Source organism: Rhizobium sp. LEGMi-198b (assembly GCF_054114205.1).
This window is the reverse complement of sequence record NZ_JBSYVH010000001.1, coordinates 739,409-752,147: the sequence shown is the minus strand read 5'-3', so window position 1 is coordinate 752,147 and position 12,739 is coordinate 739,409. Positions and strand designations below refer to the sequence as shown.

The window sequence follows — 12,739 nt, the reverse complement described above, 5'->3', positions numbered from 1 at the left end:
TCGATGGCAGATCGCGTTCAGGGCAACGTCAGGTCCTTGCAGGGCCTGACGGCGATCCTGGCAGCCTTGTCCCTGGCACTTTTTGCCTGGATCTATGCCGGCTTCGTCAGAGCATTCAGCGATGCCGCAGCCGGCGAGCAAATGCTGGACGCCCGCATCGGCGGCTATGAGCGCGACGACGTCATAGCCATGCTGCGCTATCTCAAGGATCATCCCGATCCGGCCGCGATCCTGCATTCCATGTATCTCGGGCCGGAGCTCATCTTTCCGCTGGTGCTGGGCGGTCTGCTCTTCTGCCTGCTGCGGCTGGTTCGGCCGAGCGGCATCTTCTTCGGGCGGCCGATCCCGCCTGGTGCGGTCAGCCTGATTTTTTCTCTACCAGTCTTCTATGGCGTGATGGACTATGCCGAAAATATCGCCGGCCTGTTGCTCTATCCGCCGGCCACGCCGTCGGACGGGACCGTGACGCTGCTCTCGGGACTGCTGCCGGTCGTGGTGCGCCTGAAGTTCCTCACCCTGGTCGTCACGATCATTCTACTGGCCCGTTTCGCAATTCTTCGCTACCTGTCTGCGGACGGTTCCAAGCCGTCCTGAGCGGTCGTTTCTGCCGTTCAGCAATCCTTAGAGCGGTTTCAGCGTTTCACGGAATCGCTTTCCCGCTCTATCCCTTTGTTTTAAGCAATTCCGGACGGAAAACCGCTTCGCACTTTTCCTGGAATTGCTCTAAGGAGTTGGCGGCGTGACCGGCTATGAAATGTTCTGGCCCATGGTGGCCCATGCGGTGCTTGTCTATATTCTCTACGCGCTTTTAGGCTTGCGCCGCCAAAGTGCGGTGAAGGCGGGCAAGATCAAACGATCGCAGTTTCGCGAGAACCTTGCTGCCGATGAGCCGGCGGAAAGCCTGGTTGTGCGCAACAGCCTCGCCAATCAGTTCGAACTTCCCATTCTCTTTTATGCTTGCTCCATTGCGCTGTTCGTCGCCCAGGCAGACAATCTGGCCGCGGTCATTCTGGCGTGGATCTTTGTCGCCTCGCGCTATGCCCACGCTTACGTACACGTCACCAGCAACGACCTGCGCTACCGCAGCCCGCTTTTCGCGCTCGGCTATGTGGCCCTTGCCGGGATGTGGGTCTGGCTTGCCATCTGGATGACGTTCTCCTAACGGGACTTGCATTTTCGCGGAAAGCAACCTGCGATAACGTATTTGTGTTCCTGACTGACGGTCCCTCAGCGCTCGCTTGACCTATCTTGTCCTCGGGCGGCCCTGCCTTGGGATGCTGGCCGCCGGGGAAAGACAAGGAGGAACACATTATGAGCATGGACAAGCCCGTCGTGACGCAGGCGATGATCAATGCCTATGACGAATACACGCATCTGACGCTCGATCGCCGCGGTTTCATGGAAAAGCTGACGAAGCTCGCAGGCTCGGCCGGGGCTGCCGCCATGATCGTGCCCTTGCTTGCCGCCAACAAGGCGAGCGCCGAGATCATTGCCGCCGATGACAGCCGTCTCGACACGAAGGACGTCACCTACCCCGGCAGCGGCGGTGACATGAAAGCCTATCTCGCCCGACCCAAGGGCGAGGGCGAGAAGCTCGGTGGCGTGATCGTCATCCATGAAAATCGTGGCCTCAACCCGCATATCCGCGATGTCGCCCGCCGCATGGCGCTGGAAGGTTTCATTGTCCTGGCGCCGGACTTCCTGTCGCCGCTCGGCGGCACGCCGGAAGATGAGGACAAGGCGCGCGAGATGTTCGCCAAGCTCGACGCGGCGCTGACGGTTGCCAATGCCGAAGCGAGCCTGGCCTACCTCTCCAAGCTCGACGGCTCCAACGGCAAGGTCGGCGCAATCGGCTTCTGCTGGGGCGGTGGCGTCATCAACCGCTTCGCCACCAAATCGCCGGAACTGAAGGCCGGTGTCGCCTATTACGGCATGCAGCCGGCCGCTGCCGATGTACACGATATCAAAGCTGCCCTGATGCTGCATTATGCCGGCCTCGACGACCGCATCAATGCCGGTATCGATGCCTATCGGAAAGAGCTGCAGGCCGGCGGCAAGACCTTCGAGATCTTCGTCTATGACGGTGCCAACCACGCCTTCAACAATGACACCTCGGCTGCCCGCTATGACAAGAAGGCTGCCGATCTTGCCTGGGGCCGGACGGTCGATTTCCTGAAAAAATATCTGGCCTAGCGGCTGGTAACGAAGGACTGAACGAGATAGCGGCCGCAGCTATTCCTTCGGCCGTTGACGCCTGTCGCGGCCGCACCAATACATGACACTTAAAATTGAACTTTTCCCATTTACGCGCATTGAATATGGCTGTGGCATAAAAGCTGGCGTACGTACCCGGCGTCGTTCCGAATGACAATAAAATGGGAAATGCATGAGCCCGGACAAACCCGACCGCATCAAATTCCGCAAGGAACCCCAGCAGGAGCGCAGCATCCACCGCGTAGATGTCATCCTGTCGGCCGCCGCCCACCTGATTGCGGAAAAAGGGGTGAGCGCCATGAAGATGACGGAACTTGCTGCCGTCGCCGGCGTGCCGATCGGTTCCGTATACCAATATTTTCCCGAGAAGGCTGCGATCGTCACCGCGCTGTTCGACCGCCATGCCGATCTCGTTCAGCAAAAGACGGCGGAAGTTTTTGTCGCCGTGAAGTCTCTTGATCACGCCATCGATCTCGTCTGCGGCGTGATCGACTGGTACTATCGCGAATTCCGCGGCGATCCGACCTATATGGGCGTGTGGTTGGGAACGGAGATGGACCAGGATCTCTTGAGGCTGAATATTCAGCACAGCAACCGCGTTGCCGAAATCTTCCTGAAGGGCATCGAACCCCACATTCCGGCTGGCAGTCAGATCGACCTGCAGGCTCGCGCCCAACTCTTCAGCCACTTGATCGGTGCCTCCGTTCGCCTCGCGATCATGAGCGACAGAAGCCTTGCCATCCGCATGCTGAGCGAATGGAAACAGGTGATCCGCGCGACGCTATTTGCCGAGCCGAGTGGTGAGCCGATGGGCAAGAGGCACTAGGCAAGCGGTTCTCCGGTATGCGACGGCGCGGGTTGCGCCGGTCTGCGTCCGTGGAATAAAATGCCGCCATGGCTAAGCAGATTCTTTTCGTTCAAGGAGCCGGCGAAGGCGTTCACGCTTGCTGGGACGGCAAGCTTGTGGCGAGTCTTGAGCGCGAACTCGGTGAAAGCTATGCCGTCCGCTACCCCCCAATGCCGGGAGAGGACGATCCCGACTACGCGGCCTGGAGAGCTGCGCTGATAGGCGAGTTCGACTTGCTCGAGGACGGGGCAATTCTCGTGGGCCACTCGATCGGCGGCACAATTTTGATCCATGTGCTTGCCGAGCAGCCGCCGAGATTCAGGCTCGGCGGGCTGTTTCTAATCGCTGCGCCCTTCATCGGTGAAGGTGGGTGGCCGAGTGACGACATCGACGATCGCAAGGACTTTTCAGAACGCTTCCCGCCCGGCGTTCGCGTCTATCTCTATCATGGCGCGGACGACGACATCGTGCCGAGCGCCCATGTTCATCTCTATGCGAAAGCGATTCCCCATGCCACGGTCCGCACGCTCGAAGGCAGGGATCACCAGCTCAATGACGATATGAGCGAGGTCGCGCGGGATATCCGTTTACTGGACTGAGCTCATGGCACGAGGCCGGCTTCCAAAATCACCAGCCTGGTAGAATATGTCCGGCGCGCAGGCGCGGATAGTAGCGCGTGAAGGTCTTCACGTCGCCCTCGAGATCGTCATCGACCGCTGCCGGCGTAATGTTGTCGAGGCAGGCGGAGATGTGGGCGGTGATGGCGTTCATCAGCGACACCGAAAGGCCCGGCCGCTTCATGATGCCGATCTGCACCGGCGGCAGCGGCGGGAAGCCATCCGCCTGGCTCAGTACCTTCATGCCGGTGCGTAGAGCCGATTCTGGCATGACCGAGACCGCCATGCCGGCAAGCACGGCTGCGGCAACCACTGTGCAGGACCAACTGGTGAACAGGATCTGATAGTCGCGGCCGCCGGCATCGAGCGCCGAGCAGGCAAGTTGACGCCATTGACAGTCGCGCCGCCCGACGGCGAGCGGAATCGGCGCATCGTCGCGCAGCGGATGGTTGGCCGAGCCGACCCAGCAGAGCGGCTCGGTGCGCACGACATCGGACATTCTCTCGCGCGGATTGTGGGTCACCAGCGCAATATCGAGCTCGCCGCGATGCATGCGTTCGGCGAGATCGACCGAAGGTTCGCAGACAATATAGAGCTCGACATTCGGATGCGTCTTGGCGAAGCGTCCGATGATCTCGGGCATGTAGCGGTCGGCATAATCGTCCGGCGTGCCGATGCGCAGCGTGCCTTCGAGCCTGTTGTCGTCGAATGCGGCGATCGCCTCATTGTTCAGGCGGATGATGCGGCGCGCATAGTTGAGCAGCTTTTCGCCTTCCGCCGTTAGCCGGTTGCCGCGGCCGTCCTTGATGAAAAGCTGCTTGCCGACGCGTTCCTCCAGCCGGCGCATCTGCATGGAGACCGCCGACTGCGTCTTGAAGACCCGGTCAGCCGCTTTGGTGAAGCTGCCGGAATCCACGATGGCGATGAAGGTCTGCAACTGATCGATATCAAGCGGCGCGGCCATGATCTCACCTATAAAAGAGTTTGATAATTATCATTAGAAACATTCGTTGGACTGATCAATAGGGGTTTGGCATCTTCCTAATGCAAATCAGCATACCAATCGACAGACCTCCTGCCGAATTCCTCCCAACCTCGCTCCTTCTCCGGGTCTCCGGGAAGGGGCTTGGCCAGCGTGTGCCTGAACGAAAGGACCATGGAAATGCGCACGACAGATCAGACATTACATCTCGGCCACGCAAGGCCGTCGCTGCCTTTGACGGCACGCCTGACGCTTGCTTTCCATAAGATGGCATCCGTCTGGCGCGCGCTCCGCAACCGCCGCGAGATCAACTATCTGCATGAGCTGAACGACAGCCAGTTGATGGACATCGGCTTGACGCGCCTTGACGTCACATTGGCGCTCAACACGTCGACCTTCTTTGAAGATCCGTCCAGCCATCTGACCAACTCCGCGCGTCGCCGGACGCGCTTCTTCGGCCTTACTCGCTGAGGCCGGTTAAACGTTTCCCCGCAGGGTGATAGCCAATAAGCCCTGCCTCTTACCCGGTGTTCGGTTCCCAACCGACACCGGGTTTTTTCTTTTTGGAGAATTGTTTCGCCCCGTCGAAAGATGATCGGGGAAATTGCCATGTCTTTCAAATGCCTTATGTTACGATCGAGCTAAATGCGAGGCTGTGGTAATGGCAACGGTGATCCTCTTCCATTCCGTTTATGGTTTGCGCCCGCTCGAACTGGACGCTGTCGAGCGCCTACAGGCGGCAGGGCACAAAGCGTTCGCGCCCGATCTCTATGACGGCTGGGTCGCCAGCTCGATCGACGAAGGCTTCGAGCTGAAGGATGAGATCGGTTGGCCGACCATCTGCGAGCGGGCAGAATGGGCAATGGCCTGCCTGCCGCCATCAACGGTTCTGGGTGGATTCTCCATGGGTGCGGCGGTTGCGGCAAGTCTTTGGCCGAAGCGGCTCCAGACCGCCGGCGTGCTCTTCCTTCACAGCATCGCCCAAATCCCGGAAAACGCCCGCGAGGGCTCGCCCATACAGGTCCATCTTGCCGATCCGGATCGTTTCGAGCCTGCGGAAGATGTTGCCGCGTGGCGATCCGCAGCCGCGCGGTCAAAACTCGCGGCCGATGTCTTCACCTATCCCGGCGCAGGCCACCTTTATACCGACGCCAGCCTGCCCGATTACGATGCCAAGGCGGCCGACCTTACATGGAGCCGCGTTATTCATTTCCTCGACGCTCTCTAACGCTCCACCTTGAACCGGAAGCGGTTACTGCTTAGGTTATCTCCCGTCAGCCATACCAACAGGATGTGTGCCATAATGGATTTCAACCCGATCGCAACGTCATCTCGCCTTGCCATCGGGGAATATCCTATCCATGCCTGCATCCATCACTCTGTCCAATCTTTCATGGTCGACGCCTGACGGCCGGCCGCTTTTCTCCAATCTTGATCTGAGTTTCGGCGCCGAGCGTGCGGGCCTCATCGGCCGCAATGGCGTCGGAAAGACCACGCTTCTCAAGCTTATTGGCCGGGAATGGCAGCCTCAATCCGGGGCGATATCCTTCAGCGGTAGTCTCGGCATCCTGCGCCAAAGCGTCCAGGTCGAGGCCGGCGAAACGGTGGCGGATCTCTTCGGGGCGACCGAAGCGCTGGCGGTTCTTTGCCGTGCCGAAGCAGGCGAGGCGACTGCGGAGGAGCTTGCTGCGGCAGACTGGACGCTGGAGACGCGCATCGCTTCCGCCCTCGATCGTGCCGGTCTCGCTGCCGCACCCGAGACCCGCCTCGAAGCTTTATCAGGCGGCCAGCGTACGCGCGCTGGTCTTGCCGCGCTGATCTTCACCAATCCCGATTTTCTCATTCTGGATGAACCGACGAACAATCTGGATCGCGACGGCCGTAAGGCCGTGATCGAGCTGCTCGCAAATTGGCGGGCGGGCGCGATCGTCGTCAGCCATGATCGGGAATTGCTCGACACGGTGGATGCCATCGTCGAGCTGACCTCGCTCGGCGCGACGCGCTATGGCGGCAACTGGAGCCAATATCACGAGCGCAAAACCTTGGAGCTTGCGGCGGCTGAACATGATCTTGCCGACGCCGAGAAGCGGGTCGCCGAGGTTGCCCGCAGCGCGCAGGCAACCTTGGAACGGCAGACGCGAAGGGACGGTGCCGGTAAAAGGAAGGCTGCCAAGGGTGGCATTCCGCGTATCATGCTGGGCGGACTGAAAGAACGGAGCGAGATGACGGGTGGTGAAAACGCCCGCCTCGCGGAACGGCGGCGCACCCAGGCGCTCGAAGACGCCGCTGCTGCCCGCGAGCGCATTGAAATCCTCCAACCTCTGTCCGTCAGACTTCCGCCGACCGGACTTCCCGCAAACAAGGTCGTTCTGAAGATGGACGGAGTGACCGCCGGCTATCGCCCAGGCCAGCCGATCATCAGCGATCTCTCTTTTGACATTACGGGCCCGGAGCGCATCGCCGTCACCGGTAAGAACGGTTCGGGCAAGACGACATTGCTGGGGCTGATCTCGGGGGAGCTACAGCCATGGGTCGGGACGATTCGGGTCATGACCTCCGTTTTCATGCTCGACCAGCGGGTAAGCCTTCTCGATCCGTCGTTGTCGATCCGCGACAATTTCCGGCGGATAAACGCGCAAGCGGATGAAAATGCCTGCCGCGCGGCGCTCGCCCGGTTCATGTTCAGGGCAGATGCCGCACTTCAGATCGTATCCACTCTGAGCGGCGGGCAGTTGCTACGCGCCGGGCTTGCCTGCGTCCTCGGCGGACCGGCGCCGCCGTCGTTGCTGATCCTCGACGAACCGACAAATCATCTCGATATCGATTCGATCGCCGCGGTCGAAGCCGGACTGCGCGCCTATGACGGCGCGCTTCTTGTGGTCAGTCACGATGAGGTTTTTTTGGAGGGCATTAAGATATCGCGACGGCTGGAACTGCCTGCGGGACTGTCGAGGGAGATCTCGGTCGTAGAATGAGGAAGTGGGATTGGCGTGGGGACGCCCTTGTTCCGCCACGAGCGAGGGCGTCCCCAAACCATTTCCCATTTCCAATTGCCCGTTACGCGGCGCCGACTCTTGCGATCCGGTCCAGCTCCGCGATCTCATGATCCGGCAGCACGAGTTCGGCGGTGGCAAGGTTCTGCCGCAGGTGCTCGAGAGAGGAGGTGCCGGGGATCAAAAGGATGTTTGGCGCGCGTTGCAGCAGCCAGGCCAGCGCCACCTGCATGGGTGTGGCGCCGAGGCGGGCGGCGACATCCGAGAGGGTGGAGGATTGCAACGGGGTAAAGCCGCCGAGCGGAAAGAACGGTACATAGGCGATGCCGTCGCGGGCAAGTTCGTCTATGAAGGCGTCGTCGTCCCGATGCGCCAGATTATATTGGTTTTGCACGCAGACGATCTCGGTAATCCCTTGGCCTTCCGCCACCTGTTTGGCCGTGACGTGGCTCAGGCCGATATGACGTATCAGGCCCTGCCGCTGCAGGTCAGCCAGGATCGTCAATGGCGCTTCGATTGATCCTTCGGCTGGGTGATGAATATCGAACATGATGCGAAGGTTGACGACGTCGAGCACGTCCAGCCCCAAATTGCGGAGATTGTCGTGCACTGCCTGGGTCATTTCTTCGCGGGAAAAGGCCGGAAACCATGATGCATCGCTGCCGCGCAGGGCACCGATCTTGGTGACGATAACGAGATCGTCGCGGTAAGGATGGAGCGCCTCGCGGATCAGCCGGTTGGTGACATGCGGGCCATAGAAGTCGCTGGTGTCGATGTGGTTGACGCCGGAAGCAACCGCTTCCCGCAATACCGCCACAGCCGTATCGGGATCCTTCGGCGGGCCGAACACGCCGGGGCCTGCAAGTTGCATGGCGCCATAGCCGAGCCGTTTGACGCGGCGGTCGCCGAGGGTAAAGCTGCCAGATCGTTCGATGTTTGACATGACTATCTCCTTTCAAGATGAAATAGAAATAGATGCCCTCGGAGTGTATGAAAACGGGGTGCAATCCGCACGGGTTGTGCGGAATTGCGAACAGTGGCGAACGGATCGCCTACGAATGGGTTTCGCTCTTCAGCCTTGTTTCGGCGCGGGCTTATCGTCCGCCGGCATATAGTGATCGAAGATCGCTTCCATGTTCTTCTGATAGCTCTTCTGCACTTCCAGGCCACTGTCGAACATGGCGTTGAACATCTCGGTATAGGCGGCCATATCGACGCCGGGTGTGGCAGGCTTGGCCGGCTTGGCCTTTGGCGCTTCCTTCGGCGGCTCGGCGGGCATCGGGAAGTTGCGCATCATATCCTGGAATGCCTTGGCGAAGGGATTGTCGAGGAAAGGATTGGCGGCGGCGGGCTTTTCGCGCTCGACCTGCTGCGCGCCGAACATCAGTTCCATCGCCTGCGTGAACGGGTTGTCGAAGATGCTCGCCTGCGGCGTCGGCTGCTGCTTCGGCGCAAAGCCGATGGTCTGCAGCCAGTTCTGCATCATATCGCCCATCGCCGTATTGAGGAAAGGATTGGCCATCTGAGGCATCTGGCCGCTGGTTTCCTTGAAGAGGCCGCCCATCAGCGTGTCGGCCATGGCGGGGAGCATGCGCTTGTAGATTTCCTGGCCGATGCCGGTCATCTGCGCAGCCTGCTCGGCGATGGCGCGGGACACGTCCTTGGAGCCGAACAGGCGGGCCAGCACGGTGTTGCCGTCGGCAACGCCCTCAGGCGTGAAGGCCTTGCTCATATCCTCGAAATATTTGGCGTAGCTGCCGGAGGTGATGTCCTGCATCACACCCATAAAATTATAGGGGTTCGTCGCGCTGCGCTTGAAGCCCGAGGAAAAGGCGGGCATCAGCGCCGCCATGGCTTTCGCTGCCTGTTCCTGCGCGAGATTGAACTGCTTGGCCATCGCCTCCGTGGCGGCGCCGTTCTGTGCCTGCATCATCATGTCGAAGAGTGGCAGCATCGAAGTCCCTTTCCTCGCAATCATGCCGCTTCGGAATCAGAAGGCATGCAATCCTGATAGTATAGCGGGAAAAAAGACGGCGCATACCGGTTTCTGCCGGTGTGCGCCGCAACAATCCAAGCCGAATCCGGCTGTCAGTATTGATATTCCTCGAAGACCGGCTCGACCGATCCGTTCCAGCGGCCGTGATAGAGCATCAAAAGATCATCGGCGAGCGTGCCCTTCTTGGCGAGCACCTCGTCGAGCGGCGCCAGGAAGACCGTTTCGTCCTGGCCATCGCCGTTCACACGGGCGCGGTTCTTCAGGCCGGTGCGGGAAATGCCGACCACTTCGCGTGCCACATCCAGCAGGCTTTGGCTTTTGATGCCGGCCTTCAGGCCTTGCACCGGCACGACATCGCGCAATGCGTTGACCTCTTCGAAAGTCCAGTTCTTGGTGAGCTCATCGGCGGCGGCAAGGGCTGCATCGTCATAGAGCAGGCCGACCCAGAAGGCCGGCAATGCACAGATGCGGCGCCAGGGGCCGCCGTCCGCGCCGCGCATTTCCAGGAAGCGCTTGAGGCGTACGTCGGGGAAAAGGGTGGAGAGATGGTTGGTCCAGTCGCCCATCGTCGGCTCCCAGGCGGCGATCTCGCCCTTCAGCGCGCCGTTCATGAACTGGCGGAAGGTGACATGGGTGCAGTCGTGATAATGTCCGTCACGGACGACGAAATACATAGGAACGTCGAGCGCCCACTTTACGTAGTCTTCAAAGCCGAAATCGTCGCGGAAGGTGAAGTCGAGCAGGCCGCTGCGGCGGTTGTCGGTATCGCGCCAGATGTCGCCGCGCCAGGAGGAGAGGCCGTTCGGCTTGCCTTCGGTGAAGGGCGAGGAGGCAAACAACACTGTCGCCAGCGATTGCAGCTTCATCGATACGCGCATCTTGCGGCGCATGTCCTCTTCCGAAGAGAAATCGAGGTTCACCTGGATCGTGCAGGTGCGGTACATCATGTCGAGACCCTTCGTGCCGACCTTCGGCATGTAGCGGCTCATAATGTCGTAACGCGATTTCGGCATGCGCGGCGTCTCGGCCAACGTCCATTTCGGGCTGCCGCCGATGCCGAGGAAGCGGATGCCCATCGGCTCGGCGATTTCGCGCAATGTCGCCAGGTGCTGGTTCGATTCCTTGCAGGTCTGATGGATGGTTTCGAGCGGCGCGCCGGACAGTTCGAACTGGCCGCCGGGTTCGATCGAGATCGCACCCATGCCGGTCGGCTCGCCAAGCCCGATAATATTGTCGCCATCCATGATCGGGTCCCAGCCGGACTTTTCCTGCAGGCCCTTCAAGAGCGCGGAAATGCTGGCATCGCCGAAATAAGGCACAGGGCTGTTGTCGGCACGGAAGAACACGAATTTTTCGTGTTCCGTGCCGATGCGGAATTGCTCCTTCGACTTGCTGCCGGCCGCCAAATAGGCCGTCATGTCCGAGACCGAAGAGAGCGGAGTCTGGTCGGTGGTATCGCGCGCCATGGTATTACCTTGATCTCGGAAGGGGGCCTGCGCAAGCCGCAGGCCAATAGGAAGGGTGATTGACGCGGAATGAGGTACGGTGCAAGTGAATTTCTTTCAAGAGCAGTTCAAAAAAATAGGATTTGGGGCCTGGAAGTGAAGCTCGAGCGGTAGCCGATATCGGACACGCTTGCACAAGCGTTCAAGACGCCTAGCCACATCGGAAATAGTCTTGTCCCTCTATTGATGACTGAGGGCATACCGATGTTCGAGCTGACCAGCCTTTATCCGATCCTGACGCTGCTTCTGGCGTCCCTGGTCATCATGGGCAGTCCTGGCCCATCCACCATCAGCGCCACGGCAGTCGGCGCCGCCTATGGTTTCCGCCGGTCGATCGGTTACGTCAGCGGTCTCATTGCCGGCACGGTCGCCGTGCTGCTGGCTGTCGCGGTCGGCGTCGTCGCAATCCTATTCTCGGTGCCGTATGGCGCGTCGGCGCTAACCGTCGTCTCCACCCTGTATATCGTCTATTTGGCCTTGAGGATCGCCATGGCTCCGCCGCTCGCACGCCGCGGTGATCAAGCCGTCACGCCCGCTTTCACCGGCGGCTTTCTGCTGGCGGTTGCCAATCCCAAAGCCTATCTGGCGATTGCCGCCGTCTTCGCCGGAGTCAGCCTTTTTAAGGACCAGCGCACCCTCGATGTGGTGATCAAGATAACGCTGCTCAGCATGATGATTGTCATCATTCATCTGTGCTGGCTGCTGGTCGGGACCTCGCTGTCGCGGTTCCTTCAGAACCCCACCATTTCGCGCATCGTAAACATTTTCCTGGCGGCTACGCTGATCGTCACGACCGCGCTGGCGCTGGTCGGCTGAAAGGCTGATCTGGACCTGAAGAAGCCCTAGTTCCAGTCCCCGATCGCCGCCTGAATGACCGCCATGGCCGCTACCGCCGCCGTATCGGCGCGCAATATCCGCGGGCCCAAGGGAATGGCGGTGACAAAATCGAGGCTGCGCAGCAGCGCGCGCTCCTCTTCCGAAAATCCGCCCTCTGGGCCGACCAGCAGTGCGAGATGTTTCTCTTTGATCTCCGCCAGGAGCGGCAGCGGGTTCTGCCCGGCATCGCCTTCATCGCAATAGATGATGTGGCGCTCCCTGGGCCAGCGTGCCAGAAGATCGGCAAGCTTTACGGGCTCCGCCACATCGGGAATGCCGAGAATGCCGCATTGCTCGGCCGCCTCGATGACATTGGCCTTGAGCTTGTCGAGATTGGTGATCTTGCCCTGCACATGCTGCGTCATCACCGGCTGCAGCAGGCCGGCGCCCATTTCCACCGCCTTCTGCACGAGATAATCGAGCCGTCCGACCTTCAGCGGCGCGAAGAGATAGTGGAGGTCGGAAGGGGCTGGCTGCGGCCGCGTTTCCTCGATCGGCGTCAGCAGGATGCGCTTGCGCGAGGGAAAGGAAACGCCGGCCTTCCATTCGCCGTCACGGCCGTTGAAGATCAACAGCTCGGCGCCGTCCTCCATGCGCAGCACATTGGCGAGATAGTTGAATTGATCCCGGTCGGCTTCGATGCCGGCATTCGCTTTGATATCCGAAACCACGTACAGCCGCTGCATGCGGAAATTGGCGCGCATGGGTA

The 12,739-nt window shown here is 60.3% G+C and carries 14 protein-coding genes; 9 read left to right on the top strand and 5 right to left on the bottom strand.

Annotated features, from left to right (window positions below):
• Window positions 1–3 precede the first annotated feature (3 nt).
• The 5 genes from ACXHXG_RS03675 (at window position 4) to ACXHXG_RS03655 (ending at window position 3,660) form a co-directional block, all read left to right on the top strand.
• Window positions 4–594, top strand: a complete 591-nt coding sequence (locus ACXHXG_RS03675; RefSeq protein WP_457898519.1) for a hypothetical protein — start codon at window positions 4–6, stop codon at window positions 592–594.
• 145 nt (window positions 595–739) lie between these two features.
• Complete coding sequence (locus ACXHXG_RS03670; RefSeq protein WP_104822087.1) at window positions 740–1,162, top strand: MAPEG family protein; 423 nt, start codon at window positions 740–742, stop codon at window positions 1,160–1,162.
• A gap of 155 nt (window positions 1,163–1,317) precedes the next feature.
• Window positions 1,318–2,193, top strand: a complete 876-nt coding sequence (locus ACXHXG_RS03665; protein WP_457898818.1) for a dienelactone hydrolase family protein — start codon at window positions 1,318–1,320, stop codon at window positions 2,191–2,193.
• Between the two features lie 193 nt (window positions 2,194–2,386).
• On the top strand, window positions 2,387–3,040 hold the full coding sequence (locus tag ACXHXG_RS03660) for a TetR/AcrR family transcriptional regulator (RefSeq protein ID WP_457898518.1): 654 nt from the start codon (window positions 2,387–2,389) through the stop codon (window positions 3,038–3,040).
• A 68-nt stretch (window positions 3,041–3,108) separates the two neighbouring features.
• Window positions 3,109–3,660 (top strand): alpha/beta fold hydrolase, encoded by a 552-nt coding sequence (locus tag ACXHXG_RS03655; RefSeq protein WP_457898517.1) that lies wholly within the window; start codon window positions 3,109–3,111, stop codon window positions 3,658–3,660.
• Between the two features lie 28 nt (window positions 3,661–3,688).
• Here the strand turns inward: ACXHXG_RS03655 and ACXHXG_RS03650 are convergent, their stop codons facing one another.
• The gene (locus ACXHXG_RS03650) at window positions 3,689–4,642 is read right to left on the bottom strand and encodes a LysR substrate-binding domain-containing protein (protein ID WP_104822090.1); all 954 of its coding nucleotides are present in this window, start codon (window positions 4,640–4,642) and stop codon (window positions 3,689–3,691) included.
• A gap of 198 nt (window positions 4,643–4,840) precedes the next feature.
• Here ACXHXG_RS03650 and ACXHXG_RS03645 point away from each other — a divergent pair, with 198 nt between their 5' ends.
• From ACXHXG_RS03645 to ACXHXG_RS03635, 3 genes are all read left to right on the top strand, one after another.
• Entirely contained in the window at window positions 4,841–5,131 is a 291-nt protein-coding gene (locus ACXHXG_RS03645) for a YjiS-like domain-containing protein (RefSeq protein ID WP_457898516.1), read from the top strand.
• Between the two features lie 190 nt (window positions 5,132–5,321).
• On the top strand, window positions 5,322–5,888 hold the full coding sequence (locus ACXHXG_RS03640; protein WP_457898515.1) for a dienelactone hydrolase family protein: 567 nt from the start codon (window positions 5,322–5,324) through the stop codon (window positions 5,886–5,888).
• Window positions 5,889–6,021: 133 nt separating this feature from the next.
• Window positions 6,022–7,635, top strand: a complete 1,614-nt coding sequence (locus ACXHXG_RS03635; protein ID WP_457898514.1) for an ABC-F family ATP-binding cassette domain-containing protein — start codon at window positions 6,022–6,024, stop codon at window positions 7,633–7,635.
• A gap of 82 nt (window positions 7,636–7,717) precedes the next feature.
• Here the strand turns inward: ACXHXG_RS03635 and ACXHXG_RS03630 are convergent, their stop codons facing one another.
• The 3 genes from ACXHXG_RS03630 to ACXHXG_RS03620 all read right to left on the bottom strand — a co-directional run bounded on the left by ACXHXG_RS03630 (window position 7,718) and on the right by ACXHXG_RS03620 (window position 11,115).
• Window positions 7,718–8,596, bottom strand: a complete 879-nt coding sequence (locus ACXHXG_RS03630) for an aldo/keto reductase family oxidoreductase (protein WP_457898513.1) — start codon at window positions 8,594–8,596, stop codon at window positions 7,718–7,720.
• Between the two features lie 129 nt (window positions 8,597–8,725).
• A complete protein-coding gene (locus tag ACXHXG_RS03625) occupies window positions 8,726–9,607 on the bottom strand; it encodes a DUF937 domain-containing protein (protein WP_457898512.1) in 882 nt (293 codons plus the stop codon).
• A 134-nt stretch (window positions 9,608–9,741) separates the two neighbouring features.
• Entirely contained in the window at window positions 9,742–11,115 is a 1,374-nt protein-coding gene (locus ACXHXG_RS03620; RefSeq protein WP_457898511.1) for a glutamate--cysteine ligase, read from the bottom strand.
• A 243-nt stretch (window positions 11,116–11,358) separates the two neighbouring features.
• On the opposite strand from ACXHXG_RS03620, the gene ACXHXG_RS03615 reads away from it, so the two are divergent.
• The gene (locus ACXHXG_RS03615) at window positions 11,359–11,970 is read left to right on the top strand and encodes a LysE family translocator (RefSeq protein WP_457898510.1); all 612 of its coding nucleotides are present in this window, start codon (window positions 11,359–11,361) and stop codon (window positions 11,968–11,970) included.
• A 26-nt stretch (window positions 11,971–11,996) separates the two neighbouring features.
• Here the strand turns inward: ACXHXG_RS03615 and ACXHXG_RS03610 are convergent, their stop codons facing one another.
• A complete protein-coding gene (locus tag ACXHXG_RS03610) occupies window positions 11,997–12,734 on the bottom strand; it encodes a 16S rRNA (uracil(1498)-N(3))-methyltransferase (RefSeq protein ID WP_457898509.1) in 738 nt (245 codons plus the stop codon).
• Between the last annotated feature and the right edge of the window lie 5 nt (window positions 12,735–12,739).